Annotated in this window: 28 protein-coding genes and 1 pseudogene; 6 read left to right on the top strand and 23 right to left on the bottom strand. The window is 68.2% G+C overall.

The features are described from left to right. Nucleotides 1-30 precede the first annotated feature (30 nt). The gene (gene lpxC, locus OR37_RS17625) at nt 31-927 is read right to left on the bottom strand and encodes a UDP-3-O-acyl-N-acetylglucosamine deacetylase (protein ID WP_004622962.1); all 897 of its coding nucleotides are present in this window, start codon (nt 925-927) and stop codon (nt 31-33) included. Nucleotides 928-1,214: 287 nt separating this feature from the next. Between lpxC and OR37_RS17620 the strand changes: the two genes are divergently transcribed. After that, the gene (locus tag OR37_RS17620; RefSeq protein WP_004622959.1) at nt 1,215-3,305 is read left to right on the top strand and encodes a S9 family peptidase; all 2,091 of its coding nucleotides are present in this window, start codon (nt 1,215-1,217) and stop codon (nt 3,303-3,305) included. A 5-nt stretch (nt 3,306-3,310) separates the two neighbouring features. Here OR37_RS17620 and OR37_RS22445 read toward each other — a convergent pair. The 7 genes and pseudogenes from OR37_RS22445 to yajC form a co-directional block, all read right to left on the bottom strand. Beyond that, nucleotides 3,311-3,420, bottom strand: a pseudogene (locus OR37_RS22445) (hypothetical protein); the annotation flags it as partial. Beyond that, the gene (locus OR37_RS17615; protein ID WP_004622956.1) at nt 3,419-4,132 is read right to left on the bottom strand and encodes a squalene/phytoene synthase family protein; all 714 of its coding nucleotides are present in this window, start codon (nt 4,130-4,132) and stop codon (nt 3,419-3,421) included. The pseudogene OR37_RS22445 and the gene OR37_RS17615, both read right to left, overlap by 2 nt. Before the next feature lie 51 nt (nt 4,133-4,183). Then, nucleotides 4,184-4,798: a urate hydroxylase PuuD gene (locus tag OR37_RS17610; RefSeq protein ID WP_004622954.1), complete on the bottom strand. Its 615-nt coding sequence runs from the start codon at nt 4,796-4,798 to the stop codon at nt 4,184-4,186. A 60-nt stretch (nt 4,799-4,858) separates the two neighbouring features. Next, nucleotides 4,859-5,212: an Mth938-like domain-containing protein gene (locus OR37_RS17605; protein WP_004622952.1), complete on the bottom strand. Its 354-nt coding sequence runs from the start codon at nt 5,210-5,212 to the stop codon at nt 4,859-4,861. Then, nucleotides 5,212-6,159 (bottom strand): protein translocase subunit SecF, encoded by a 948-nt coding sequence (secF, locus tag OR37_RS17600; protein WP_004622950.1) that lies wholly within the window; start codon nt 6,157-6,159, stop codon nt 5,212-5,214. The genes OR37_RS17605 and secF overlap by 1 nt, the downstream gene beginning before the upstream one ends. An 11-nt stretch (nt 6,160-6,170) precedes the next feature. Beyond that, complete coding sequence (gene secD / locus OR37_RS17595) at nt 6,171-7,766, bottom strand: protein translocase subunit SecD (protein ID WP_004622948.1); 1,596 nt, start codon at nt 7,764-7,766, stop codon at nt 6,171-6,173. Nucleotides 7,767-7,825: 59 nt separating this feature from the next. Continuing rightward, a complete protein-coding gene (gene yajC / locus OR37_RS17590; RefSeq protein WP_004622945.1) occupies nt 7,826-8,131 on the bottom strand; it encodes a preprotein translocase subunit YajC in 306 nt (101 codons plus the stop codon). A gap of 117 nt (nt 8,132-8,248) precedes the next feature. Between yajC and OR37_RS17585 the strand changes: the two genes are divergently transcribed. Together OR37_RS17585 and OR37_RS17580 are read left to right on the top strand one after the other, a co-directional pair. Next, entirely contained in the window at nt 8,249-9,088 is an 840-nt protein-coding gene (locus OR37_RS17585) for an ATP-binding protein (RefSeq protein ID WP_004622944.1), read from the top strand. Nucleotides 9,089-9,117: 29 nt separating this feature from the next. Continuing rightward, entirely contained in the window at nt 9,118-10,050 is a 933-nt protein-coding gene (locus OR37_RS17580) for a retropepsin-like aspartic protease (protein ID WP_004622943.1), read from the top strand. A gap of 32 nt (nt 10,051-10,082) precedes the next feature. Here the strand turns inward: OR37_RS17580 and dipM are convergent, their stop codons facing one another. From dipM to tatA, 7 genes are all read right to left on the bottom strand, one after another. Continuing rightward, nucleotides 10,083-11,990, bottom strand: a complete 1,908-nt coding sequence (gene dipM / locus OR37_RS17575; protein ID WP_004622942.1) for a cell division endopeptidase DipM — start codon at nt 11,988-11,990, stop codon at nt 10,083-10,085. Between the two features lie 95 nt (nt 11,991-12,085). Continuing rightward, entirely contained in the window at nt 12,086-12,754 is a 669-nt protein-coding gene (locus OR37_RS17570) for a protein-L-isoaspartate(D-aspartate) O-methyltransferase (RefSeq protein ID WP_004622941.1), read from the bottom strand. Next, a complete protein-coding gene (gene surE, locus OR37_RS17565; protein WP_004622940.1) occupies nt 12,751-13,557 on the bottom strand; it encodes a 5'/3'-nucleotidase SurE in 807 nt (268 codons plus the stop codon). The genes OR37_RS17570 and surE overlap by 4 nt, the downstream gene beginning before the upstream one ends. 153 nt (nt 13,558-13,710) lie before the next feature. After that, complete coding sequence (gene serS / locus OR37_RS17560) at nt 13,711-15,105, bottom strand: serine--tRNA ligase (protein ID WP_004622938.1); 1,395 nt, start codon at nt 15,103-15,105, stop codon at nt 13,711-13,713. A gap of 230 nt (nt 15,106-15,335) precedes the next feature. Continuing rightward, on the bottom strand, nt 15,336-16,244 hold the full coding sequence (gene tatC, locus OR37_RS17555) for a twin-arginine translocase subunit TatC (RefSeq protein ID WP_004622937.1): 909 nt from the start codon (nt 16,242-16,244) through the stop codon (nt 15,336-15,338). Next, nucleotides 16,241-16,828, bottom strand: coding sequence for a Sec-independent protein translocase protein TatB (gene tatB, locus OR37_RS17550; RefSeq protein WP_004622935.1), 588 nt, complete (start codon nt 16,826-16,828; stop codon nt 16,241-16,243). Before tatB ends, tatC begins: the two co-directional genes overlap by 4 nt. A gap of 83 nt (nt 16,829-16,911) precedes the next feature. Continuing rightward, the gene (tatA, locus tag OR37_RS17545; RefSeq protein WP_004622932.1) at nt 16,912-17,139 is read right to left on the bottom strand and encodes a twin-arginine translocase TatA/TatE family subunit; all 228 of its coding nucleotides are present in this window, start codon (nt 17,137-17,139) and stop codon (nt 16,912-16,914) included. Nucleotides 17,140-17,461: 322 nt separating this feature from the next. On the opposite strand from tatA, the gene OR37_RS17540 reads away from it, so the two are divergent. Beyond that, nucleotides 17,462-17,785, top strand: a complete 324-nt coding sequence (locus tag OR37_RS17540; protein WP_004622929.1) for a hypothetical protein — start codon at nt 17,462-17,464, stop codon at nt 17,783-17,785. A 15-nt stretch (nt 17,786-17,800) separates the two neighbouring features. Here the strand turns inward: OR37_RS17540 and scpB are convergent, their stop codons facing one another. The 5 genes from scpB to OR37_RS17515 form a co-directional block, all read right to left on the bottom strand. Next, nucleotides 17,801-18,469, bottom strand: a complete 669-nt coding sequence (gene scpB, locus OR37_RS17535; protein WP_004622927.1) for an SMC-Scp complex subunit ScpB — start codon at nt 18,467-18,469, stop codon at nt 17,801-17,803. Then, nucleotides 18,466-19,290, bottom strand: coding sequence for a segregation and condensation protein A (locus OR37_RS17530; RefSeq protein ID WP_004622925.1), 825 nt, complete (start codon nt 19,288-19,290; stop codon nt 18,466-18,468). The genes scpB and OR37_RS17530 overlap by 4 nt, the downstream gene beginning before the upstream one ends. Then, the gene (gene nagZ, locus OR37_RS17525; protein WP_165570629.1) at nt 19,287-20,327 is read right to left on the bottom strand and encodes a beta-N-acetylhexosaminidase; all 1,041 of its coding nucleotides are present in this window, start codon (nt 20,325-20,327) and stop codon (nt 19,287-19,289) included. Before nagZ ends, OR37_RS17530 begins: the two co-directional genes overlap by 4 nt. Further along, nucleotides 20,324-21,151, bottom strand: a complete 828-nt coding sequence (ftsN, locus tag OR37_RS17520) for a cell division protein FtsN (protein WP_004622922.1) — start codon at nt 21,149-21,151, stop codon at nt 20,324-20,326. The genes nagZ and ftsN overlap by 4 nt, the downstream gene beginning before the upstream one ends. 160 nt (nt 21,152-21,311) lie before the next feature. After that, nucleotides 21,312-22,496 (bottom strand): deoxyguanosinetriphosphate triphosphohydrolase, encoded by a 1,185-nt coding sequence (locus tag OR37_RS17515; RefSeq protein WP_004622920.1) that lies wholly within the window; start codon nt 22,494-22,496, stop codon nt 21,312-21,314. 87 nt (nt 22,497-22,583) lie between these two features. Between OR37_RS17515 and erpA the strand changes: the two genes are divergently transcribed. After that, entirely contained in the window at nt 22,584-22,916 is a 333-nt protein-coding gene (gene erpA, locus OR37_RS17510) for an iron-sulfur cluster insertion protein ErpA (RefSeq protein WP_004622918.1), read from the top strand. A 58-nt stretch (nt 22,917-22,974) separates the two neighbouring features. Here erpA and OR37_RS17505 read toward each other — a convergent pair whose 3' ends face one another. Then, on the bottom strand, nt 22,975-23,241 hold the full coding sequence (locus tag OR37_RS17505; RefSeq protein ID WP_106404405.1) for a hypothetical protein: 267 nt from the start codon (nt 23,239-23,241) through the stop codon (nt 22,975-22,977). Between the two features lie 109 nt (nt 23,242-23,350). Here OR37_RS17505 and OR37_RS17500 point away from each other — a divergent pair, with 109 nt between their 5' ends. Beyond that, a complete protein-coding gene (locus tag OR37_RS17500) occupies nt 23,351-23,548 on the top strand; it encodes a hypothetical protein (RefSeq protein ID WP_004622912.1) in 198 nt (65 codons plus the stop codon). Here the strand turns inward: OR37_RS17500 and OR37_RS17495 are convergent. Together OR37_RS17495 and OR37_RS17490 are read right to left on the bottom strand one after the other, a co-directional pair. Continuing rightward, complete coding sequence (locus tag OR37_RS17495; protein ID WP_004622909.1) at nt 23,505-25,640, bottom strand: discoidin domain-containing protein; 2,136 nt, start codon at nt 25,638-25,640, stop codon at nt 23,505-23,507. The two genes, OR37_RS17500 and OR37_RS17495, sit on opposite strands and share 44 nt — an antisense overlap. 40 nt (nt 25,641-25,680) lie before the next feature. After that, the gene (locus OR37_RS17490) at nt 25,681-26,514 is read right to left on the bottom strand and encodes a tetratricopeptide repeat protein (protein ID WP_035017666.1); all 834 of its coding nucleotides are present in this window, start codon (nt 26,512-26,514) and stop codon (nt 25,681-25,683) included. Nucleotides 26,515-26,585: the final 71 nt, after the last annotated feature.

The following is a 26,585-nucleotide window of genomic DNA, read 5'->3' as shown; positions in this document are numbered from 1 at the left end:
AACGCCGAGCCCCGACTCCCGGAGACGCTATCAGACCGCTTGGGCCAGGGCCGGCGCGAGGGCGCGCAGGCGCCAGGCGCGCGGCTGGGACAGCAACGCCCGAACCACGGCGTTATTGAGGCCGTGACCGGCCAGAACGCCTTCGAAGCGGCCGAGGATCGGCTTGCCCAGCACATAGAGATCGCCGACGGCGTCCAGCGCCTTGTGGCGAACGAACTCGTCCGGACGGCGCAGGCCTTCCGGGTTCAGAACCCGATCGCCGTCGATGACCACGGCGTTTTCCATCGAACCGCCCCGGGCCAGGCCGATGGCGCGCAGGGCCTCGACCTCGCGCAGAAAGCCGAAGGTGCGGCAGGCCGACAGTTCGGCGCGGAACGAATCCTCGTCGATCGCCAGGTCGACGGCCTGACGGCCGATGGCTTTAGAATCGAACGCGATCTCGAAAGCGACCTCGAAACGGTCGGACGGCAGCAGGCTGGCGCGCTTGTCGCCCTCCTCCACCGTGATCGGGGCCAGGATCTCGATGTACTGGCGCACGGCCTCCTGCTTGCGGCGGCCAGCGCGGTCCAGGATCTGGACGAACGGCTCGGACGAGCCGTCCATGATCGGCACTTCCGGGCCGTCCAGCTCGACGACGCCATTGTCGATGGACAGGGCCGCCAGGGCCGCCATCAGGTGCTCGATGGTCGAGACGCGCACGCCGGCGGCGTTGCCGATCACCGTGCCCAGCTGAGTCTGGCAGACCGCCTCCGCGGAGACGGGCACGCGGTTGTCACGGTCTTGCACATCGGTCCGCACGAAGACGATCCCGGCGTCCGCGGCGGAGGGGCGCACCACGACGCGAACATGTTCGCCGGTGTGCAGGCCGATCCCGGCGAAGATCACCGGTCCCGCGACCGTGTGCTGAAAATAACCCGAAGCCGACACCAGAGACCCTTATCGTTGGACGGATGACTCTGCGGTCACCCTATCGCCCCGACCTAGCATCTAGGCGCGATGCTGCGTCGCGGCAAAGCAAGTCCTGTTTCCGATTGTTACGCCCTAAGCGACTGACTTTATTTCGTTTTTGTCACATCAACACGGCTTCGCAAACGGATCGCCGTTCGACGATCCGCGCCCGGGAATCCCTTGCCCGCCTCCCCTAGGCGCGGGCGAAAAGCGGCGCTAGGCTTCGCCGCCATTCGGGAATAACCGTTTCCAGGACCTTGGGTTTCATGATCAAGACATTGCGCCTCGCCGCCTCGGCGCTCGCCCTGACGCTCGCCGCCTCCGGAGTCCACGCCCAGGCCACGCAAAAGCCACATGTCTTCACCCCGAAGGACATGGCGAGCCTCGACCGGCTGAGCGATCCGCGCGTCTCCCCCGACGGCCGCTACGTGCTCTATTCGGTGCGGACCCTGGACTATCCGGCCAACAAGGCCGCGATGTCGCTGTGGATCGCCGACCTGAAGGCCAAGGCGCCCCCGCGTCGGCTGAAGATCTCGGACGGCGGCGCCTCGAGCGGCCGTTGGAGCGCCGACGGCAAGGCGATCTATTTCGTTTCGGGTCGCGAGGGCGGGACCGACCAGGTGTTCCGGACCGACATCAACGGCGAGACCGCCACCCGCGTCACCTCGACCCCGTTCGACGTCCAGGCCTTCAAGGTGTCGTCGGACGGCAAGACGATCGTGGTCGGCATGGCGGTCTTCCCCGATTGCCCGGACCTGGCCTGCACCCAGGCGCGGCTGGACGCCAAGAAGGCGACCAAGGCCACCGGCGTCGTGTTCGACCGCCTGTTCATCCGTCATTGGGACACCTGGAACGACGGCACGAAGAACCACCTGTTCGCCTATGGCCTGGACGCCAATGGCGTGGCGACCGGCCAGCCGATCGACCTGATGAAGGGCTTCGACGGCGACACCCCGACCAAGCCCTATGGCGACGACGCGGACTTCGCCATCACGCCGGAAAACGACATGGTCGTGTTCACCGCCAAGGTCGCCGGCAAGGACGAGGCCTGGACCACCAACTACGACTTCTGGGCCGTGAAGCTCGACGGATCGGAGCGCCCGCGCAACCGCACCGAGGCCAACAAGGCCTGGGACACGGTTCCGGTCATCTCGCCCGACGGCAAGTTCGCCGCCTACCGGGCCATGAAGCGGCCGGGCTTCGAGGCCGACCGCTTCGCGATCATCATTCGTGACCGGACGACCAAGCAGGATCGCGAACTGGCCCCGACCTGGGACCGCTCGCCCGACGCCATCGCCTGGAGCCGCGATGGCAAGACGATCTACGCCACCGCGCTGGACGTCGGCCAGGGCAAGCTGTTCGCCATCGACGTTAAAACCGGCAAGGTCACCGCCCTGACCGGCGAGGGCCATGTCACCGCCTTCGACGTCGGTCCCAACGGCATCGTCTACGCGTCGGACTCGCTGAAGAGCCCCTCGGAGCTGTTCTTCCTGCCGGCCAAGGGTCCGACGGCGAAGATCGCCAGCGTCTCCGAACAGGCGCTGAAGGACGTCGCCTGGGGCGAGCCCGAGCAGTTCAGCTTCAAGGGCTGGAACGACGAGACCGTGCATGGCTTCGTCGTCAAGCCCGCCAACTTCGACCCGGCCAAGAAGTATCCGGTCGCCTTCCTGATCCACGGCGGCCCGCAAGGCTCGTTCAGCAACAGTTGGTCGTACCGCTGGAACCCGGAAATCTACGCCAACGCCGGCTACGCCGTGGTGATGGTCGATTTCCACGGCTCGACCGGCTACGGCCAGGCCTTCACTGACGCGATCAGCCAGCACTGGGGCGACCGCCCGCTGGAAGACCTGCAAAAGGGCTGGAGCGCCGCTCTGGCGAAATATTCGTTCCTTGACGCCGACCGCGCCTGCGCCCTGGGCGCCTCCTACGGCGGCTACATGATCAACTGGATCGCCGGCAACTGGAACCAGCCCTGGAAGTGCCTGGTCACCCACGACGGCGTCTTCGACACCCGGATGATGGGCTACTCGACCGAGGAACTTTGGTTCAGCGAGTGGGAAAACGGCGGATCGCCCTGGCAGCCGAATACGACCTACGAAAAGTTCAACCCGGTCAACCACATCGCCGATTGGTCCAAGCCGCACCTGATCATTCAGGGCCAGCTCGACTATCGCATCCCGCTGGAACAGGGCATCGGCGCGTTCACGGCCCTGCAGCGCAAGGGGATCCCCAGCAAGCTGCTGTACTTCCCCAACGAGAACCACTGGGTCCTGAAGGCCCAGAACTCGGTGCAGTGGCACAAGGAAGTGCTGGACTGGCTGGACCAGTGGACGGGCAATAACCGGCCGGGGAAGTGATCGCCGGCCTCGGCCCCCCTCCGTCGCTTCACGGGGGAGGAGCAAGACCCGTCTCCTCCCCCGCTCGCGGGGGAGGTGGATCGGCGCGAATACGCGACGAGACGGAGGGGGCGCTACAGCCGCCCCGTCGCGGTGGCGAAGGTCAGCCGCGCCTTCTTCTCCAGGTCGCCCATCTCGCGCCCGGCCATATAGGCCCGCGCCAGGGCCGCCGGGGCGACGGCCGGGAAGGCCGCCACGGGCAGCCCCCTCACCTCGCCTCGCGCCGCTTTCAGCTGGTCCTCGACCTTTTGGGCCAGGTCGGCCCGCGTCCAGGCTTCCGGCAGGCGCGAGCGCCCCGACTGCTTCAGCCGCCAGAGGCCCGAGAGGCCCCAGGCCCGCGCCGCGCCCTTGACCGCGTGCGGATCGGCACCGGCGTCCAGCCGCCGCGCCGCCAGCACCGCCAGGGCCCCAGCCGTGGCGTCGACATAGGCCAGCACGGCGGCCTCGTCCCTCAACGGCCCCTCGTCGAGATCGGCCAGGCGCGCCTCGGCCAGGAGGGCCAGGGCGTTGGGGTCGAAGCGCGCGGCGGCCAGGGCCTCGACATTGGGGTGCTTGCGCGGCGTCTTGCCGGCGGCGATCTCTTCCATCGCCTCGCGCCACCAGGTCAGGCGAATCTCGCCCATCAGGGCGTTGGAGACGCCGCCCGCCACCCGCGCCAGCTCATAGTTGAGACCGTAGAGCGCGACGACGTCTGCCCGCGCGGCCGCGTCGCCGATGAACCGGCTGGCCAGCCAGCGGTCCGGGTCGACGCGGCGGACGAGATCGTCGAGGGTTTCGGTGTCGGCCATGGTCTTCGGCAGCAGAAAGGGGTCCTCCCCTTACAGCATTTCGCGGCGCGATCAGCCGAAGATCGTCTGGTTCATCGCCATGGTCGCCAGCATCGGCAGGCTGAGCAGGACGTTGGTGCGCGAGAACAGCATGGCCAGGCGCGCGGCCTTGGCCTTGGCGTCCGCGTCGGCCTCGACCAGACCCAGGGCGATCTTCTGATTCGGCCAGATGAAGGCCCAGACATTCACGAACATCACCGTGCCCAGCCACATGCCGGTGCCGATGAAGGTGAACTGCATGTCGACGCCCGGCGTATAGCCCTGCCAAAGGCCCAGGGTCGCCGCCTCGAGCAGATAGCCCCGGCTGAAGGCCAGCACCACGCCCATCAGCCAGGTCAGCAGCGCCGCCCAGCGGAACCAGAACAGGGCCTCGGGCGCGATGTACTTGCTGACCGCCGGCTTCAGCTCGGCCGGGATCTGGGGCATCACCCGGATCTGTACGAAGTTGAAATAGTACAGCAGCCCGATCCACAGCACACCGAACAGCACGTGCAGCCAACGGAATACGGCCTGCAGGAACACCGCGCCGTGCCCCTGCGGCCCGTGCGCGTAGCCGCCGATGATCACCAGGGCCAGCGCGAAGCTGAGCATCATCGTGTTGCGGAAGTTCGACAGCAGTCTGGACATCGTTTTCCCCCTCGTTGCCCGAGCGAGCTTAGGAGTGTTCGGGGCGATGGGCAAAAGCGCTCAGACCGCGATCAGCGCCGCCGCCAGGCGCCGGCCTTCGCTGGCCAGGACGTTGTAAGTCCGCGCGGCGGCTTCGGTGCTCATGAACTCGAGGCCGACGCCGGCGGCCTTGAGGGAGTCGCGGACCGGGCGCGGCGGCAGGGCGTTGACCAGGCCCGTCCCCAGAAGGACGAACTCCACGGCTCCGCCGGCGGCGAAGACCGGGGCGAAGTCCTCGGGCGTCAGATCGGCCAGCCGGGTCGCCGCCCAGTCGGCGGGCTGATCGTCGAGGACCAGCAGCGAACCGGGCCGCCAGACGCCGGCGACTCGAAAGCCGCCGCCGCCCCAGGCGTCGATGGACGGCGGCTGGCGCATTAGGGCCGCGAGGCCGCGCCGAACTTGACCGGCGTCGCCTCTTCGTCGTTCCGCTTGACGCCCCAGATCAGGATCATCGGCAGGGCGATATAGACCGACGAATAGGTGCCGATGACGATGCCGAAGATCATCGTGAACACCAGCGGGTACAGCACCGGCCCGCCGAACGCCATCGTGCCGCCCAGGGCCAAGAGGGCCGTGGTGCCGGTGATGATCGTCCGCGACAGACGCTCGTTTTCCGACAGGTCGATGACGTCGCGCAGCGGCGTGGTGCGATACTTGCGCAGGTTTTCCTTAAGACGGTCGAAGGTGATGACCTTTTCGTTCATCGAGTAGCCGATGACGGTCAGCAGGGCCGCGATCTCGGTCATCGAGAACTCGATGCGGGCCACCGACAGCAGGCCAAGGGTCAGGACGATGTCGTGCAGCACGGCCACGACCGCGCCCGTGCCGTAGGATAGGCCAAAGCGGAACCAGATGTAGCCCAGGGTCAGCAGCAGGGCGACGCCCAGGGCCTTGAAGCCGGACATCAGCAGTTCGCCCGAAACCTTGGCGCCGACTTCCGAGCGGCTCTTCACCTTCAGGTCGGGGAAGCGCTTGATCAATTCGCCCTCGACGCGCGCCGAGGCGTCGCTGGCCTTCTCGCCTTTGTTGGGCAGGAACTTGACCATGGCCGAGTTCGGCGAGCCGAAGCCTTGGACCTGGGCGTCATGGGCGCCGATCTGGCCCATGGCCGCGCGCAGTTCGCCCAGGGGCGCGGGGCGCGACATGGTGATCTCCAGGGCGTTGCCGCCCTTGAAGTCGATGCCCAGGTTCAGGCCCTGCAGGAACAGCAACGCGATCGAGGCGACGATCAGCACGGCCGAGACGACGGCCGCGACCGGCGCCCAGCGCACGAAGCGGAAGTGGGTGGAACGCGGGATGTAGCGAATGAGGGGCCAACGCATGGTCGGATCTCCTATGCGATCGGCAGCTTCTTCGGCTTGGTGGCCTTGAACCACCAGCCGATGAGCACTTGGGTGATGAAGATGGCGGTGAACAGCGACGTGAACACGCCGATCACCAGGGTCCAGGCGAAGCCCTTCACCGGACCCGAACCGAAGCTGAACATGATCAGGCCCGAGATCAGGCTGGTGATGTTGGCGTCCAGGATCGAGGTCAGGGCCAGCTTGTAGCCATGGTCGGCCGCGGCCATGGGCGTTCGCCCGGCATTGGCCTCGTCGCGCATCCGCTCGTAGATCAGCACGTTGGCGTCGACGGCCACGGCCAGGGTCAGGATCAGGCCAGCGATGCCCGGGAAGGTCAGGGTCGCCTGGGTCATCGACATGATGCCGATGATCAGCAGCACGTTGACCACCAGGGCGATGGCCGCGAAGCCGCCGAACAGGCCATAGGCCAGGATCACGAACACGAACATCGCCACCGCGCCGATCGCCAGCGAGATCGAGCCGGCCTTCACGGCGTCGGCGCCGAGCTCGGCGGTCACGGTGCGCTGGTCCTCGATGTTCAGCGGCGCGGGCAGAGCGCCCGAACGCAGCAGCAGGGCCAGTTCGTTGGCGCTCTGGGCCGTGAAGCTGCCGGTGATGATGCCGCTGCCGCCGGTGATCGGATCGTTGATCACCGGCGCCGACAGCACGCGCTTGTCGAGGACGATGGCGAACTTCTTGCCGCGATTGCGGGTGGTGATGTCGGCGAACTTCTTGGCGCCCGAGCCATTGAAGGCGAAGGCCACGGCCGGCTGGCCGTTCTGGTCGAAGCTCTGCGAGGCGTTGGTCAGCTCCTCGCCGGACACGACGGCGCGCTTCTTGACCACGTAGAACGGCGCGAAGCGATCGCCCGGCAGCACTTCCGAGCCCGGCGGGATCCGATTGGCCTGGATGTCCTCCGGCGTGACCGTGTCATCGACCATCTGGAAGGTCAGCTTGGCGGTCTTGCCGACGATGTCGCGCAGCTTGCTGGGATCGCTTTCGCCCGGGGCCTGGATCATGATCCGGTTTTCGCCCTGACGGTTGATCGACGGCTCCTTGGTGCCCAGGCTGTCGATCCGGCGACGGATGGTCTCGATCGACTGCTCGACGGCCTTGGCGGCGTCGGCCTTGGCGGCTTCCGGCACGAAGCCCAGCTCGATGCGGTTGTCGCCCTTGCCGTTGACCGCGACGTCCTTGCCGCCGATCACGCCAGCCAGCGGCGCGCCGATGTTCTTGCGCAGCAGGTTGACCGCGTCGTTGTAGCGCGACGGATCGCCGATGCGGACGCTGACCACGTCGCCTTGCAGGCCCAGCTCGCCGAACGGGATCTGTTCGTTGCGCAGCTGGGTGCGGACGTCCTCCACCATGTTGTTGAGGCGCTCGCGATGCAGCGCGTCGGTGTCGACCTCATAAAGCAGGTACGACCCGCCTTGCAGATCGAGGCCGAGGTTCAGCTTCTTGTGCGGCAGGAAGCCGGGCATGGCGTCCAGCGCGCTCTGCGGGAGCACGTTGGGCAGGGAGAACAGGATGCCGAAGATCACCGACAGGGTGACGGCGATGATCTTCCAGCGGGAAAGGGTCAGCATGGATCCGTGACTTTCAGGCGACGTCGCTAGAACGCCTCACGCGGGGTTCGATGGTCGCGTTAGCTCTTGGCGTCGTTGGCGGCGGCCGGTTCGCCCTTGGCGCGGACCTCGGTGATCATGCCCTTGATGACCTTGACGGTCACGCCGGTGGCGATCTCGACGCCCACTTCCTTGTCCTCGACGCGCATGATCTTGCCGATCACGCCGCTCGACAGAACCACGGTGTCGTTGCGCTTCAGATTGTTGAGCATGTTCAGATGCTCCTTCTGGCGCTTTTGCTGCGGACGGATCAGCATGAAATAGAACAGCACGACCATCAGAAGGATGGGCGCGAACTGCACGAGCTGGGCGTTCAGACCGGACATAACGTCTCCAAGAAACCATTGAGCGCGCCGCCAGACATAGGGTCGCGCCAAGTCGGCGGAAGCTATGCGTTCGCCTCCCCTTTTGCAATGCGAGCGCGCGAGGGTAAGGAACGGGCCATGACCGACATGACCGCACCGTTGCTGGCCCGCATCGCAGACGCCCTGGAACGCCTGGCCCCGCCGCCGCCGCCGGCGCCCGACTTTGGCGCCGCCCGCCTCTTCCGGCACGAGCCGGCCAGCGGCGCCTTCGTCCCGGCCGCCGACTATCCGCTGCCGCTGGACGTGCTGGTCGGCATCGAGCGCCAGAAGGCCCGGTTCGTCGAGAACCTGCGCCGCTTCGCCGAGGGCCTGCCATGCAACCACGTTCTGCTGTGGGGCGTTCGGGGCACGGGCAAGAGCTCGGTGACCAAGGCCGCCTTCGTGACTTTGGCGGACACCTATCCGGCGCTGAAGCTGATCGAGGTCGATCGCGACGAGGTCGCGGCCCTGCCGCCGCTGTTCGACCTGCTGCGCGCGCGCTCCGAGCGCTTCGTGGTCTTGTGCGACGACCTGTCGTTCGAGGACGGCGCGGCGGCGGCCAAGGCCCTGAAGTCGGCGCTGGAGGGCGGCGTCTCGGGCCCGCCGGACAATGTGCTGTTCGTCGCCACCTCGAACCGCCGCCACCTGATGCCCCGCGACCACGTCGAGCAGAAGGGCGCCATCGCCGCCGCCGAGAACGCCGAGGAAGAGATGAGCGTCTCGGACCGCTTCGGCCTGTGGATCGGTTTCCCGCCGATGGACCAGGACACCTATCTGGGCGCCATCCGGAGCTATGCGGAGCGCTTCGGCCTGGTGGTCGAGGATCTAGATCGCCGCGCCCTGCAGTGGTCGCAGCTGCGCGGCGCCCGTTCGGGCCGCGTGGCCTGGCAGTTCGTCCGCGACCTGGCCGGCGAGCTGGGCGTCAAGCTGCCGGGCTGATCGTCCGGCCGATGTGAGAGGATGAAGCCATGAACATCGCCGCCCTTCCCCGCCGCGCCTTGATCATGGCGGCGTGCCTCGCCGGCTCGGCGGCGGCCAGCCCGGCGCCGCCGGCCCCGCCGCTCGTTGTCCCGTTCGACTTCTCGCGCGGGGCGATCGAGATCGAGGTCAAGGTCCATGGCCAGCCGCTGCGGGTGATCCTGGACACCGGCGTCGATCCCTCAGTGATCGACCTTGGCCGGGCGCAGGCTTTGGGCTTGCGGATCGATCGCGGCGACGGCGGGGAAGCGACGGGTTTCGGCGACGGCAAGGGCGCCCAGGTATTTCCAGGCGTCATCGATCAACTGACGATCGGCGGCCGCGCGTTCGCGCCGTTCGACACGGTGGTGTCGGACATGGGCGGCCTGTCCGCGGGCTATGGTCGGTCGCTGGACGGCGTGATCGGCTACAGCTTCCTGGCCGACAAGACCGTGCTGATCGACTATCCGAACCACACGGTCGCCTTCCTGAACCGGGGGAATGAAGCCCCGCGCCTGACGGCGACCTGCCGGAAGCGCTGGAGCGCGCCGCTAAAGACCGTCGACAGCTTCCCGATCATCCCAGGCTTCCGATTCGGCGCTTCGCGCGCGCCTGTCAGCCTGGACACCGGTTCGAACGGCGCGGTCAGCCTGTTCAAGAGCGCCCTCGCCCTGCCCGGCGTGCGGGCCAACCTGTCGGAGAACGGCTCGGTGACCCGCACCGGGGCGCGCGGCGAGGCCAAGTCCAAGTCCTATATCTTCAAGGCGCCGGTCGGCTTTGGCCCCTTCGTCGCAACCGAGACAGCGATGAGCGTCTATTCCGAGGCGGGTTCAACCGACACTCGCGTCGCCAATGTCGGCAACAAGCTGATGGCCGACCTGAAGCTGAAGGTGCTGTTCGACTATCGCGGCAAGCGCTTGGTCTTCCACGGCGCGTGCGGTTAGGCCCGCCTCTTACGACGCGGGCCCTTACATCATCAGCGCGGCAGCACCAGGTTCGGATCGACCGGCTTGGCCTTGTCCTTGACCGAAGGCGCGTAGCGCATCTCGAAGTGCAGCTGCGGCTCGGTGACGCCGCCCGTCTGGCCGACGGCGCCGATCTGCTCGCCCTGTTTGACCTGCTGGCGCATCTTCACATTGATGCTGGAGAGGTGCGCGTAGGCCGTGACCCAGCCGTCGGCGTGCTTGATCAGAACGAGATTGCCGAAGGTCTGCACCTGGTTGCCGGCATAGGCGACCTCGCCGTCGCCGGCGGCCAGCACCGGCGTGCCCTGGGCGGCGCGGATGTTCAGGCCGTCATTGCGCTGGCCCGTGCCCTTGACGCCGAAGTTCGAAATCAGCTCGCCGCGCAGCGGCCAGGCGAACTTGCCCTTGCCCGAGGCGACGATCTCGGCCTCGGTCGGGGCGGCGCTGCTCTCGATGATCGGGCGCGTGGTCGAGGGCGTGGTCGGCTGGGCCGTGACCGGCGCGCTGGGACGCGGATAGCTGGTGGAGGGCGACGGCGTATAGGGAACCGGAGACGACGGCGTCGACGGATAGATCGGCCGCGAGGTCGACGGCGGCGTGATCGGGGTCTCGACCTTGGCGTAGGTGTTCGACGGCTCGGCGGTCGGGCGGGACACGACAGTGGTCGTGCGGATCGGCCCCTTGTCGCGATAGCCGCTGGGCAGGCGGATCTTCTGGCCCTTCTTCAGCGACGCGCCCGCCCGCAGGCCGTTGGTCGCGGCCAGCGTCCTGACGCTGACATTGAAGCGCTTGGCGACGTCGGCCAGGGTGTCCTCGGCCTGGGCCACATAGGCCTTCTGGTCGGTCGGCGGACCCTTGATCCGCTGGCCGGGGCGCAGGGCCTTGGTCGTCTTGATGTCGTTCTCGTCGGCCAGGTCCTTGACGCTGACGTCGAAGCGCTTGGCGATCGAGGTCAGGGTCTCGCCCGACTTGACGACGTGGATCTCGGGCGGACCGTCCACGGTGATCACCGAGCCGCCGGCGCGGACGGTGGTGGTGCTGACCGTCGCCGGCTCGGCCGTCTCGGCGGTCGGGATCTGGCGGCTGACGCGCGAGGACGGGGCCTGACGGGTCGGGGCCGGCGCGGGCGTCGCGGTCTCCGGCGCGGCCTCGGCGGCCTGGCTGGCGGGCGTCCCCGGGATGACCTGGGTCGTCTTGATCGGGCCCTTGTCCTTGAAGCCGTCCGGCAGGGCCAGCTTCTGGCCCTTCTTGATCGCCGAGCTGGCCTTTAGGTCGTTCTCCTCGGCCAGGGCGGCGGCGGTGACGTTGAAGCGCTTGGCGATCGAGAACATCGTGTCGCCCTGCTGGACGACATAGGCCTTCTGTTCGCTGGCCGGGCCCTTGATCTTCTGGCCCAGCTTCAGGTGATACGGGGCCTTGAGCTTGTTGATCTCGACCAGTTCGGCGCGCGTCGAGCCCATGCCGCGGGCGATGGCGTCCAGGGCGTCGCCGGACTCGACCACGTGCACCTGGGGCTTGCCCTTCACCGTAACGACCGGACCGGTCACCGAGGTCGTGACCACGGTCTTGGGCGGCGCGGCGCGGAGAGTCGGCGCGGGCGCGGTGGTCTGATAGGCGGCGCGGGTCGGCGCCGGATGGGCGGCCGGCGGCGGCGGCAGGGCGGACTGGGTCACCGCCGGGGCGCTGGGACTAGCGACCGGGATCGGCGTTGGCCTGGGCAGGGTTTCGCTGGCTCCCGGCGCGACGGTCGTCGTCGCGGGCTGGGTCGCGACCGGCTGATCGGCCGGCGGCGCGGCGGGCTGGGTGATCGGGAAGTTCGGCGTGAAGCGCTGGCCCGCGGCGTCCGCGCTCCCCGCATAGGCGCCGAGTGTTCCAGCCGTCAGCGCGACCACCGCCGCTTGCGTCCACAACTGCCTCATAGCCTCTCCTTTCCCGCCGGAGCCGCCAGAAGGCTCCGCCAGGGTAAACCAACCTTTAACACCAAAGGACGCGAGACGCCGCGCCCTCCAACCCGTCACTGATCCTTGGCCACGCCGGCCAGCAGCGGCACGAAGCGCACGTCGCAAAGGATCTCGACCCGGAAGCCCCCTTTGCCATCGCCGGCATAGCGACGAAGGCTCTGAACTGGCCCCTTGCCCACCGGCGCGACCAGCACGCCGTTGGGCTTCAGCTGCGAAAGCAGCTTCTTAGGGTCATCTTCGGCCGCCGCCGTGACCATAATGCGGTCGAACGGCGCCTGTTCGGCCCAGCCCTCGCCGCCATCGCCGAACTTGGTGATGACATTGGTCAGGCCCAGCGTGTTGAAGCGGGCTTCCGCCTCCTTCATCAGCGTCCGGTAGCGCTCGATCGTATAGACCAGGCGCGAGACCTTGCTGAGGATCGTGGTCTGATAGCCCGAGCCCGTGCCGATCTCCAGCACCCGCGAGCGCGGCTCGACGGTCAGGGCCTGGGTCATCAGGCCGACGATATAGGGCTGGCTGATCGTCTGGCCGCAGGCGATCGGCAGGGCCGAATCCTCCCAAGAGCGGTCCTTGAACAGATCGGGCGTGAAGAGATCGCGCGGCGTCGTCTCGATGGCCCGCAGCACCTGGGCGTCGTTGACCCCCTGGTCGCGCAGGGCCTGCATCAGGCGTTGCAGGTCGGCCTTGGCGGCGTCGGCGGCCTTGGTCGTGCGTGCGCTCATCTATCCGCCCGAACCGGTTTGACGGACTTGGGCGGCGCCCCGCCCAGCACGCCCTTCAGCGCGTGGACGGTCTCGTTGTGCGTCAGGTCGATATGCAGCGGCGTCACCGAGATGCGGCCTTCATAAATCGCCCGCAGGTCGGTGCCGACGGCCGGCTGCGAGGCCTTGGCCGAGAAGCCCATCCAGTAATAGTCGCGGCCGCGCAGGTCGGTGCGCTTTTCCATCGTGCGCAGCAGCCCGTCGCGGAAGCCCTGGCGCGTGACCTCGACCTCGGCGACCTTGTCGGGCGAAACGGCCGGGAAGTTGACGTTCATGATCACGTCGGCGGGCCAGCCCACCTCCAGCAGGCGCTGGATGATCCCCGGCCCGAAGGCCTCGGCGGTCTCCCAGTGGGCGACGATCTCCTCGTGGAAGAAGGTCATGGTCTGGGACAGGGCGATCGACGGGATGCCGTGAGTCATGCCCTCGATGGCGCCGGCCACCGTGCCCGACAGGGTGACGTCCTCGGCCAGGTTCTGGCCGCGATTGACGCCCGACAGCACCAGGTCCGGCGCGGGGCCGTCGATCAGCTGCTGAACGGCCATCATCACGCAGTCGGTCGGCGTGCCCTCGACGGCGAAGCAGCGGTCGTCCAGCTTCCGCACGCGGATCGGGTCCGAAAGGGTCAGCGCCCGGCTGGCCCCCGACTGCTCGTACTCCGGCGCGCAGATCCAGACGTCGTCGGTCAGGGCGCGGGCGATCCGCTCCAGGCTCTGCAAGCCCGGCGCGTTGATGCCGTCGTCGTTGGTCAGGAGGATGCGCATGACCTTAGCCCTCCCCCTCGATGGGGGAGGGTTGGGTGGGGGTGATGCGGCCGTGGACGATCAACCGACCGGCCTTGGTCTGGCGGAGACGCGGCGTCACCCCCATCCCTACCCTTCCCCCATCAAGGGGGAAGGACACTTCACGCGCCGGGCTCACCCCTGCCCCCCGATATGCGTCAGCCCGCCCATATAGGGTTGCAGCGCGGCCGGGATGTGGATGCGGCCGCCCTCGTCCTGGTAGTTCTCCAGCACGGCGACCAGGGTGCGGCCGACGGCCAGGCCAGAGCCGTTCAGGGTGTGGACGAAATGGCCGCCCTTCTCGCCGGTCTTGCGGTAGCGGGCGTCCATGCGACGGGCCTGGAAGTCGCCGCAGTTCGAGCACGAGCTGATCTCGCGGTACATGTTCTGCGACGGCAGCCAGACCTCGAGGTCGTAGGTCTTGCGCGCGCCGAAGCCCATGTCGCCGGTGCAGAGCAGCATCGTGCGGAACGGCAGCTCCAGCTTCTTCAGCACGGCCTCGGCGCACTCGACCATGCGCTGATGCTCGTCCTCGGACTGGTCGGGCGTGGTGATCGAGACCAGCTCGACCTTGTAGAACTGGTGCTGACGGATCATGCCGCGCGTGTCGCGCCCGGCCGAGCCCGCCTCGGCGCGGAACGACGGCGTCAGGGCCGTCAGGCGCATCGGCAGCTCTTCCTCGGCGACCAACTGCTCGCGGACGATGTTGGTGAGGGAGACCTCGGCAGTGGGGATTAGCCAGTGCCGACCCGACGTACGATCGAGAAAATGCTGTTCACGCTCCTTGATGGAGCGGTCGGGCTCACGGCCAATGGAGGTGTTTATGACGTCGGTCACGTAGCCAACGGTCACGCTAGCGAACAGATCCTCGGCGAACTTCGGCAGCTGGCCCGTGCCGTACAGCGCCTCATCGCGCACCAGCAGCGGCGGACTAACCTCCGTGTACCCATGCTCGACCGTCTGCAGGTCCAGCATGAACTGGCCGATGGCGCGCTCCAGGCGGGCGATCTCCTTCTTCAGCACCACGAAGCGCGCGCCGCTCATGCGGGCGGCGGCTTCGAAGTCCATGCCGCCCAGGGCCGCGCCCAGATCGACGTGGTCCTTCGGCGCGTTCAGCTTGCCGGCCGGCAGGGCCTTGGCGTCGCCCCAGACGCGCTGCTCGACATTGCCGTGCTCGTCCTCGCCCTCGGGAACCTCGGGCGCGGGGATGTTGGGCAAGGACGCCAGCAGGTCCTTCAGCTTGCCGCCGACCAGCTCCTGCTCCTCGGCGGCGGCGGCCATGACGCCCTTCAGCGCCTCGACCTCGGCCATCAGGCGCTGGGCCTCGGCCTCGTCCTTCTTGGCCTTGGCCATGCCAATCAGCTTGGAGCTTTCGTTGCGCTTGGCCTGGGCTTCCTGCAAGGCGGTCTGGGCGGCGCGCAGTTGCACGTCCAGCTTGACCGCCTCGGCGGCCGCGCCCGAGCGGCCCTTGGCCGACCAGTGGCGGTCGAAGGCTTCGGGATTGTCGCGGATGGCCTTGATGTCGTGCATCGAACGCAAGCTCGGGAGTAAGGCGGAGAAGAAACGCCCTCTCTAAGGCGCGTCGGCGGGGGCGCCAAGCGTTCCGGCGGCCCTGGTCGCCGCCCCACGGCTTCGTGATCCGCCCGGACGCCGCTCGCGCCGCCGAACACCGCGCCGGATCCCGGAAACGCGGGCGTGCGACCGGATGACGCACCCGGTCAGGGGCGACGCTCGGGCGGGCACAAAGAGAACGCTAGCCGCTAGACCGAGATCACATCCCGGCCGGCTTCCTCGTCTTCCTTCTTGCGGCGGCGCTCAATCAGCCACACGCACCAGATGGAGATCTCGTAGAGCAGACATAGCGGCACCGCGAGCGTGATCTGGCTGATCGGGTCGGGCGGGGTGACGATGGCCGCCACCACGAAGACGGCGACGATGGCGTAGCGACGGCCCGACCGCAGCATCTTGGAATCGACCAACCCCGCCAGGCCCGCCAGAGACAGCACCACCGGCAGCTGGAAGCTGAGGCCAAAAGCCAGCAGCAGCGTGGTCACCAGGGTCAGGTACTCCGAGACCTTGGTCTGCAGCACCACCTTCACGCCCTCGCCGACGATCTGCTGCGACAGCGAGAACCACAGCACGAACGGCAGCATCACGTAATAGACCAGCGCCGCGCCCATCAGGAACAGCACCGGCGAGGCGATCAGGAACGGCAGGAAGGCGTTGCGCTCCTGCTTGTACAGGCCCGGCGCGACGAAGCGATACAGCTGCCAGGCGATGATCGGGAAGGCCAGGACGATGGCCGCGAAGGCCGACAGCTTGATGTTGGTGAAGAACTGTTCCAGCGGCGCGGTGGCCTGCAGGGTGATGTCCTTCAACGCCCCCGGCGGCACGTGCTTGATCCCGACCAGGGCCAGCAGCAGGTCGAACGAGCCGTGATGGCCGCCGCCGGATTCCTGCACCGCCTTCAGGCCCTCGGCCACGGTGAACGGGCGCACCAGGAACAGGAAGATCTGCTTGACGAAGGCGAAGCAGATCCCGAACGCGACGGCGATCGCGCCGACGCAGATGATCAGCCGCATCCGCAGCTCGATCAGGTGATCGAGGAGCGGCGCGCGCGAGGATTCGATCTCGTCCTCGGGGTCGTATCCGATGGCCTTGTCGTTCACGAGGCGATGTCCGAAGCGGTGGAGCCGCCGGCCTTGGCCGTCTTCTTGCGCGGCGCGCGGGTCGCCTTGGGCGCCTCGACCGCGACGTCCTTCTTGGCGGGCGCGCGCTTGCGCGGGGCCTTGGCCGGCTCGGCGAGCGCGGGCTCGGCCTTCTTGCGCGGCGCGCGCTTGGGCTTGGCCTCGACGATCTCGGCGGGGGGAGCCGGGGTCGGCGGCAGGATGGAGGGCTCGGGCGCCGGGCTATGGATCTCGGCCCCGGCATAGGGGTGCATCTGCATCGCCCCGCTGCTGAGCGAGGCGTCGATGTCGGCGAAGGTCTGGTCGACGGGATTGGGCGCGGCGGGCTGAGCGGGGGCGGCGTATTGGCCCGCGCGCATGGCCTGGACCTCGCGGCGCAGCTCGTCCAGCTCGGACTGGCGCGCCATCTCGTCGAAGCTGGCGCGGAATTCCGACGCCATGCCGCGCATCTTGCCAATGAACTGGCCCAGCTTGCGCAGCAGGACGGGCAAGTCCTTCGGACCGACCACGATCAGGGCGACGGCGGCGATGACAAGGAGTTCTGTGCCGCCGATATCAGGAAGCATGGACGCGCCTTAGACCGGGCGGAGCCGAGGCTCCCCCAAGGTTGGATCGTCGCGCGGAGACCCTTCCCCGCGCGCGGCGATGACTACGACTTGCGCAGCTCTTCCTTCTCGGCCTCGGTGCGCGGCAGCGCGCCGGTGGCCTTGTTCTCGGCGACGTCGCTGCTGACCGGCTCGTCCTTCAGGCCGTCGCGGAAGGCCTTGATGCCCTTGGCGGCGTCACCCATGACGCCCGACAGCTTGCCGCGACCGCCGAACAGCAGCAGTACGACGACGGCGACGATGATCCAGTGGATCGGACCGAGACTTCCCATAGCCAAAGACTCCTTGCGACAGCGCCCCATAGCCGCTGCGACGCGTCGTTACAACATGCCGCTAAATATAGGCCTTCGCGAGACCAGCGGCCACTGTCGACGTCACGAGGACCGCCGGTCGCGGGCCGGCGAATCCGCTCAACCCACGGACCGTCACGCCCGGCTCGCCTTTAAGGCCCAAAGGCGGCAAGTTCTGCTCGGTCAAGTTGACCGAGAGCGCGACATCGGACGCGCTTCTCCCGGCCAAGCGACGGAAATGGCGAGCTAAATCGTCTGGCCCGCTTCTTGCGGCGGACGCGCGACCTTCAGCGGGGAAGCGCTCATGTCGATCATGTCCATCGGTTCAGCCGGCGCCGTCGGTCCCTACAGCGGCCCGAGCGCGATCTCGGGCGCGGGCGCCAGCGCGGCCGCCGACCCGACCTCGCCCCGCGAGGCGTTCGAGAAATATCAGGCCATGACGCCCGCCCAGAAGATGCGGGCCATGATGCTGGCCAGGCTGGGCCTGACCGAGGAGCAGGTGAAGGCCCTGCCCGACGACAAGCGCAAGGCGGTCGAGGACAAGATCAAGGACATGATCAAGCAGCAGGTCCAGAACGATCCGGCCTTGAAGAGGAAAACCGGAATCCTGGCCGACGTGATGGCTTAGGCGGGTAGAGCCGCCCTAAGCCTTTTCCGGCTCGCCCAGGAAGTCCTGCGCGAATTCGGGCGCGTCGCCATCGTCCAGGTCCAGCGGGTCCTCGTCCTCGCCGGCGCGCAGGCCCAGCGGATCGGGCACGGTGAAGCCGGGCGGCAGGTTCATTTCCAGCAGGCCTGCGGCCTTCATCTCGGCGACGCCGGGCAGATCGGCCAGGCTGGCCAGTCCATAGTGCTCCAGGAAGGCGTCGGTCGTGCCGAACGTCACCGGCCGGCCCGGCGTGCGTCGACGGCCGCGCATCCGGATCAGCCCCAGCTCCAGCAGGACGTCCAGGGTGCCCCGGCTGGCCTGTACGCCGCGCACGGCCTCGATCTCTGCGCGGGTCACCGGCTGGTGATAAGCGACGATGGCCAGGGTCTCCTGAGCGGCCTTGGAGAGACGGCGGGGCTCTTCCCGCTCCTCGGTCATCAGGAAGGACAGGTCGACCGCCGTCTGGAAACGCCAGCGGTCGGCCACCTTGACCAGCTCGATGCCTCGCCCCTCATAGCGCGCGCGCAGGGCCGCGACGCCGGCCGCGATATCGGCCCCGGCGGGCAGGCGCTTGGCCAGGTCCAGGTCGCTGAGCGGCTCGGCCGCCGCGAACAGCAGCGCCTCGATGCAGCGTTCGACGAAGAGCGGATCGATCGCGCTGGTCATTCGGCGATTTGCGCCGGCTCGGCCCGGGTCCGCAAGTAGATGTCGGCGAACGCCTCCATCTGGCGGACCTCCAGCGCCCCTTCCTTCACCAGTTCCAGCGACGCCGACAGGGTCGAGGCCAGGTACGAGGCCGGCGTGGGTCCGTCATCCTCCTCCAGCGCCTGCTCGATCGGCGCGACGGTCGACAGCGTGGTCCACTCGCTCATGCGCGGCAGCAGCGTTCGCAGGCGGTCGCGAGCGTCTTCCAGTGGATAGGCCGTCGGCGGACGGGGGGCGTAATGGCGGCCGTGCTCGCGCTTGCGCTGCTCGATATAGGCGCTCATCAGGCCGTAGAGATCGCCCTCCAGCCGGGTCGAGGAGACGATCTTCACCGCTTCGGGGTCGCCGCGCATGAAGACGTCGCGCCCCAGGATGGGACGCTCCTTCAAGGCCTCCACGGCCTTGCGCATCACGTCGAGCTTGGCCAGGCGGAAGGCCAGCTGGGCGGCCATTTCCTCGGGCGGTGGCCCCTCGGCCTTGGCGCGCTCGGCCTTGGGCAGCAGCAGGCGCGACTTCAGATAGGCCAGCCACGCGGCCATCACCAGATAGTCGGCCGCGAGGGCGAAACGCACGCGGCGCGCCTGCTGCACGAAGGCCAGATACTGTTCGGCCAGGCGGGTAATCGACAGTTGCAGCAGGTCGACCTTTTGGCCGCGCGCCAAGGTCAGCAGGACATGCAGCGGGCCTTCATAGCCGTCGATGTCGATGACCAGGGCCGCGCCATCCTCGGCCGCCTCGTGAGCGGCCTCGAAGTCCAGGGTGGGCTGGAAGCCCGCGCTCAAGCGTACCGACCGCCGAACGCCGCGTCGAAGCGGGCGCGCGCCTCGGCCGGGTCGAAGGGCTCGGGAACCTTGACCAGACGGTTCATCACCGCCTGGGCCCGCCGACGCGCCTCCTTGGACATCTTGCCGACGCCCGACATCACGGCCTTCATCTCGTCCATGTCGCCGTTGCAGTGCAGGACGACGTCGCAGCCGGCCGACAAGCTGTCCTTGGCCCGCTGCTTGAAGTCGCCCGTCAGGGCTTTCATCGACAGGTCGTCGCTCATCAGAAGGCCGTCGAAGCCCATGGACCCGCGAATGACCTGCTTGATCACCTTCTTCGAGGTCGTAGCTGGGTTCTTGCGGTCGATGGCGGCGTAGACGACGTGCGCCGTCATCGCCATCGGCATGTCGGACAGCACGCGGAACGGCGCGAAGTCGCGGATTTCCAGCTCCAGCAGCTTGGCCTTGACGACCGGCAGCTCCAGGTGGCTGTCGCTCAGGGCGCGGCCGTGGCCGGGGATGTGCTTGATGATCGGTAGGACACCGCCGGCCAGCAGGCCCTCGGCGGCCGCGCGGCCCAGGGTCGCCACCTGCTCGGGCGTGTCGCCATAGGCGCGGTCGCCGATGATCTCGTGGCCCTTGGGGTCGGGCACGTCCAGCACCGGCGCGCAGTCGACATTAATGCCCAGCACGTGCAGGTCGTGCGCCATCAGGCGCGCGCCCAGACGGGTGATCTCGCGGGCGGTCAGAGGATCATTGGCGACCAGCTCGCCATAGGCGCGACCCGGCGGATAGATCCGCCAGTGCGGCGGTTGCAGGCGGGCGACCCGGCCGCCCTCCTGATCGATGAGAATGGGGGCGTCGGGACGGCCAACCGTGTCGCGCAGCGCGGCGGTCAGCGCCCTCACCTGCTCCGGATCGGCGATATTGCGCTTGAAGAGGATGAAGCCCCAGGGCTTCACGTCCTTGAAGAACGCGACCTCCTCGGCCGTCAGGGTGGTCCCGGCGCAGCCGAGGATGGCGGCGGAGGACGTGGCGCCCATCAGCAGGCTCATTTGACGAAGCAGGACTTGCCGGAGGCCGCGATGGCCTCGCAGAAGGCCTTGGCCGCCTCGCGGGAAGCAAAGCCGGTGACCGAGGTGCGGTAGAGGGTCGTGCCGTTCTTGTCGACGGCCTCTACCTTCTTGCCCTTGCCGGCGGCCAGGCCCGGGGCCAGGCGCGTGGCTTCGATCCAGGCCTTGTCGGCCAGGGCCGGCGAGGACAGCGCACCGATCTGAACCGAGGCGGCGCCGCTGGCGGCGGCGACGGGCGCGGCGGCCGCCGGCTTCGGCGTGGCCGAAGCCACCTGCACGGGCTTGGGGGTCGGCTTCGGCGCGGGCTTGGCGGCGACGGGCGCGGAGTCGGCGTTGGCGGCGGTGGCCAGCGACTCGATGGTCGGCGCCGGCTTGGCGGCGGCCGCGGCGACGGCCGACGCGGGCTTGGCCGGCGGCAGGGCGGCGGTCTCGACCGGGGCGCTGCTGACCGGAACGGCCGGGCGAGCCGCCGGCGCCTCGGGCGGGGCGGCGAAGGTCGCCGACGGGCGCGGCTCGTCGTTGTGATAGATCTGCAAGCCGGCGGCCGGATCCTGCGGCTGGCTGCCAGCGGGCGGCGGCGTCTTCATCTGGGCGACCTGGGAGCCGACCTCGCGCGGCGGCTCGTTCGGATTGCGAATGCCGCCGCGATAGACCAGCGCCACGCCCACGACGAGCGTGACCAGGACCACCGCGCTGATGATCAGGGTCATGGGCAGCGGGCGCGCGCCCCGCACGGGCTGACGCGCGTCGAACGACAACGGCGCGTCGGTGGGGGGCGTATAGGCCCCGCGGTGCGGATCGGACATCGAGGCAGGCTCCAAACTCTCGGGCGCGGATCGAACGAAGCGAATCAGACGCGCGCGATCCTAGGTTACCCAACGCCGGCGCGTCCAAGAAGCGTCCGCCCCGCTCAGGCGGCTTACATCCCGCTGTTCGCGCCTCGCCGCCGAGCCAGGCCCCTAAGGCCTAGTTCCAGACGTCGAGATGGAACAGCTTGCGGTGCTCTTCTATCGCGAAGCGATCGGTCATCCCGGCGATGTAGTCGCACACCACGCGGGCTCGGCCGGCTTCGTCGCGGTTCTGCGACTTGGCGAACCAGACGGTCGGCAGGACCTCCGGCTCCTTGAGGAATAGCGCGAACATTTCGCCCAGAATGCGGCGAGCCTGGCTGCGCGTGCGATTGACGCGCCAATGGCGGTACATGCGCTCGTAGAGGAAGGCGCGCAGGCGGGCCAGGTCCTCGGCCATGTCCGGCGAGAAGGCGACTAAGGCGTGATCCAGGGCGCGGACATCGTCGGCCGACGACACGCCCGTGGCGGCGGCGCGCTGCAAGGTTTCGCCCATCACGTCGTCGACCATGGCCCCGATCATGCGGCGCACGGCCTCCAGATGGGTCAGGCGGGGATCGAGGTCCGGCCGCTCGCTCTTCACGGCGTAGAGGATCGGGCCGATCAGCGGCACATCCATCAGCTCGTCCAGGGTGAACAGGCCGGCGGTGACGCCGTCGTCGACGTCGTGATTGTTGTAGGCGATGTCATCGGCCAGGGCCGCGACCTGGGCCTCGGCCGAGGCCCAGGTGTCCAGACCCAGGCCATAGTCGTTGTCGTACCGCTGGATCGCCTTCCACGACGGCTTGCCCAGCTTGTTGGTCACCGGACCGTTGTGCTTGATGATCCCCTCCAGCGTTTCCCAGGTCAGGTTCAGGCCCAGGAAATCGGGATAGCGGTGCTCCAATTCGGTCACGACCCGGAAGGTCTGGACGTTGTGGTCGAAGCCGCCGTAGTCGCGCATCTGGATCTCGAGCTCGTCCTCGCCGGCGTGACCGAAGGGCGGATGGCCCAGGTCATGGCCCAGCGCGATGGTCTCGGCCAGATCGCTGTCGAGGCCGAGCGCCGTCGCCAGCGAGCGCGCCACCTGCGCCACTTCCAGCGAGTGCGTCAGGCGGGTGCGGAAATTGTCGCCCTCGTGCGCCACGAAGACCTGGGTCTTCTCCTTCAGGCGACGGAAGGCCGACGTGTGGATGATCCGGTCACGATCGCGGGCGAACGGGGTCCGGGTGCGGCTCTCATCCTCCTGGAACCGACGGCCCTTCGACTTGAAGGGATCCTCGGCGTAGGGCGCGCGGGGGACGAAGTACGGAGCCTGGGACATAGACCGCCTTTATCGCGTTTGACCATTTGCCTCTTCCGAAGAGGCCGCGTCAGCCTCATATAGGCCCGAGGTGACTTTTCCACAGCCATGACCCAAGTCGACTTAACGCTTTCCGAAAACGCCGCCCGGCGGATCAAGGCCATCGCCGAGAGCGAGGGCCGCCCCCTGATGCTGCGCGTCGCCGTCGACGGCGGCGGCTGCTCCGGCTTCCAGTACCGCTTTGATCTCGTGGACACCGTCGAGGATGATGACCTCAAGGTCGAGCGCGACGGCGCGGCCGCCCTGGTGGACGTGGTGTCCCTGGCGCTGCTGAAGGGGTCGGAAATCGACTTCGTCGACGAATTGGCCGGGGCGGAGTTCCGCGTGCGCAACCCGAACGCCAAGTCCAGCTGCGGCTGCGGCGTAAGCTTCTCGATCTAGCATCTAAAGGGCGTGGGCGGCGGCGGCCCAGCCGCTCGCTCAAGCCCGAGCCTTCGCCTTAGGCGTCCTCGTCGCAGTCCGAGCGCACCAGGGTCGCGGTGCGATAGGCGAAATAGTGCGTGCAGCGCTGGGCGCCGCGCACGGTCCTATGCGGAACGATATCGCCGGCGGCGATCAGCTCACTCAGCTGCGTGCGGCCATCGCCGTTCCAGTCCATCTCTTTCCAGTGATACCCCCGATCGAGGATCGCCGCGGCGATGTAGGCGGAATACAGGGCCGGGGCGGCCGCGACGGCCAGCGCCGTGAACACCAGGACCTTCCGCATGGAGCGTTCCTTCTTCGCGAGCGGCGGCTTCATACACCTATCCTGAATTGAGCGTGGCGCGCGTTTTGCCGCACCCGGGTCGTGGGGTTTCTTTTTGGGACAGCGACCAATGCTTGGTGGGAAGAAGACGGTCAAGACGCTGGCGCGCGGGCTGGCGAACGAGGATGGCGGGGCGGCCACGGAGACGGCCCTGCTGATCGCTCTGTCGGCGTTCTTCGCCTTCACGTTGCGTCAGGCGCTGGCCGCGCCGCTACTGAGCCTCTTCACCCGCGCGGCCCGGGTGATCGGCGACGCGCTGGCGGGCTGATCTCGCCCCGCACCACCGTTAGCGACCAGCCCGGCAGCAGAACGGGCTTCGTCCCATCCTGGCTCAGTTTCAGCGGCGGCAGGGTCTTTTCCGGCCGGCTATGCTCGCCGTCGTCCTTCCAGACGTATCGCGTCCGGTCATAGCGCCAGACTTCGACCGGACCCTTGAAGGTCATCGCCCGGCCGTCCTTGCCCTTGAAGGTCAAGGTCGCCAGATGCGCGGCGTCGGGATCGCGATTAACCAGCATCAGCGCCCACTTCCCGTCCGGACGCTTGACGGCGTAGGCCATGACCGGCGCGCGTCCCTTGGCGTCACGGACGGTCGAGGCCGCGGGCCAGACCTGATGCTGTCCGTGGTCGCCTTGGGTCCAGGCGTGGGTCAGCAGCCAGGCGCTCTGGAAGGTGGGGCTGGGCCACTTGGCCTGACCATCCTCGTCGGTCTGCCAGGTCATCATGTTGCCGTAACCGGCGCAGGCCTGGTGCTGGTTGATCGGCGTGTTGGGCGTGTAGCCGAACAGGAAGGCCTGCTTGCCGCCCCGGCTCATGAACTGGCCCACGATGTCGGCGTTGAGCAGGGCCGCCGGCACCTCCGACATCACGCGACCCGAATAGGCCGAGAAACCGTATTCGCTGATCACCAGCGGCGTCGTCTTGGGCACGCCGTCGTCGGCCAGACGGGCGAAGACCCCGTCCAGCATCGCCGTGTGGTCTTTGAGCTTCTCGTCGATCCGGCCGCAAACGTCGTCGAACGGATAGTGCTCGAACGAGACGAAGCCGAGGTCCCTCAGGCGGCCCCGCGCCTTCAGGTACGAGACGAAGCGCTGATGCCACCAGCGGCTTTCGCCCTGGTCTGGCATCCACATCTCGGTGGTCGCCGACTGCAGGCTGGGACCGCCGACCGTGATCTTCGGATCAACCGCCCTCACCGCGTCGGCGAATTGCAGATAGAGCGCGCCGTAGTCCTCGGGCGAGCCGTATTGACCGTCGGCCTCCTCGCCGATCTCGACCTGGTCGACCGGATAGCCGCGACGCTTCAGCCAACGGATCTCGGCGGCGGCGTTGTCGGGCGTGTCGAACATCGCCCCAACCGGCGTCATCATCGGCAAGCCATTGGTCAGGCCGCCGCGGAAGACCAGATCCAGGCCCGGCTGCTCCAGATCCTTGTCCAGATCGACCGCCCGGTGCCAGGGATCGGTCGAGGAGACGTGCATGACGCTCTGGGACGTGCGCGAGCGACCCTTGCGGATCACGTCGACGAACTGGCCGTCCCGCGTGGTCCCGAAACCGACCTCCGCCAGAGCATAGCCCAGACCATCGCGCGGATCGGTCGAGCCCTGGGGCGCGGTTCCCGAGCCCCGGCTCATGATCACCCGGATATAAGCCGTCTTGATCGGCGCGTCGGTCAGCTTCAGCGTCACCTCGCCGCCCTGGCCGCCATGGATGTCGCCGCGCGGGAACGTGACCCATCGGCCCTGATGGTCGTAGTCGTCGACCCCGACCCAGTACTGCACCTTGTAGTCGACGGCGTAGGGCGTGGCCCACGACAGGCGGGCGGTGTCGATCTCGGACGGCTTGCCCAGCTCGGCGATCAGCCACTGCGGCCGCGCCGGCGCGTGGGTGTAGCGGCTGTCCAGATAAGGGTTGGACTTCCAGAAGCTCGCCGTATCGCCGTCGTCCAGGCGCGAATAGCCGTTGTTGTTGGCCTGGTCGTTGGTCATGCCCCGGCGCGGCAGGTCGTAACCGTGCGACAGCAGGATCGGCGCGCCGGGCTTGTCGCTGCCCGTCCAATAGCCCTGCTGACGCGCCGGGTCGCTCCAAGTCCCTTCCGGGTTCCAGTGCCAGGCCTCGTTGCCCAGCTCGGTGCGGAGCCGATAGGTGATCTTCTTCAGCCCCGCCTGGCGCATGGCCGCGACGTTGTGCGGGGTGTAGGTCGCCTTGACCTCGTCGCGGCCCATGCCGTCCAGCCCCCCGCCGAACGCCTCGTCCGGGCGAAAGACATTGGCGGGCTTGGCGCCCGAAAGATCCACGACCACGCGATCGGGAACGGTTTGCGGGGCGGCAAGCGCGGCGGCGAGGGCGAGGAAGCTGATCACCGCCGCGTTTGAGCTCTATTTCAAGGCCGAGGCAAGGCGCCTATTGGCCGCCGCCGCCGCGCAGGGCGTCCCAGCTGCGGCCGGCGCCCGCCTGGCCCAGGGCGGCGCGCAGATAGGCCAGGTTGTTGGCCACCTGCTCGGGCGGCAGGTCGGCGCGAGCCAGCTTCTCGGCCTCGGGCAGGCGACCTTGCAGGCCGACCACCAGGGCCAGGTTCTGCCGGGTCTGGATGCCGGCCGACGGCAGGGCGGCGGCGCGACGCAGTTGGGCTTCGGCGCCGGCCAGATCGCCCCGCGCGGCCAGGTGCATGGCGTAGTTGGCCAGCGGCGTGGCCTCGCTGGGCGCCAGGGCGATAGCCTGGCGATGAGCGGCCTCGGACTCGTCGTCGCGCTCGGCCTGTTCGTAGGCCACGCCCAGCAGGGTCAGCGGACGCCAGTCCTTAGGGTTCTGAGCGGCGGCCTTGCGGGCCGGCTCGATGGCGTAGAAGCCCTGCCCTCGGGCGATGTGGGCGCGGGCCAGCTCCAGCAGCAGCGGTTCGTCGTCGGGGTGGGCCACCAGGGCCTTGGTCGCGGTTTCCGCGGCCTCGTCATTGCGGCCCAGGGCCCGCAAGGCCCGCGCCAGGCCGGCGCCCGCCTCGGCGTCGGCCGGGTCGATCTCGAACTCAGATCCCCAAAAGGCCGCTTGAGCCAGCGGGTCCAGCCGTCGCGCTTCCGCGCGCTGCTGCGGCGAAGCCTTGCGCGGCGGGGCCGGCGCGGCCGCCGGGGTCGGGGCGGCGGGCGCCGACGCCTTGACCGCGTCGGCGGCGACGGCTTGGGAGGCCAGCGACAGGGCGGCGGAACCGAGAACGGTTGCGAGGAGGGCGCGCTTGCGACACATGAGTGACATGTCTCCAGAAGGTCCCGCCATCATCCGGCGCGCTCCTCAAGGAATCGTTAAGCATAATTTTT

Source organism: Caulobacter vibrioides OR37, from assembly GCF_000372645.1.
In the GTDB taxonomy this organism is placed as follows: Bacteria; Pseudomonadota; Alphaproteobacteria; order Caulobacterales; family Caulobacteraceae; genus Caulobacter; species Caulobacter vibrioides_E.
The sequence above is the reverse complement of the archived record's forward strand: the minus strand, read 5'-3'. Positions and strand labels throughout refer to the sequence as shown.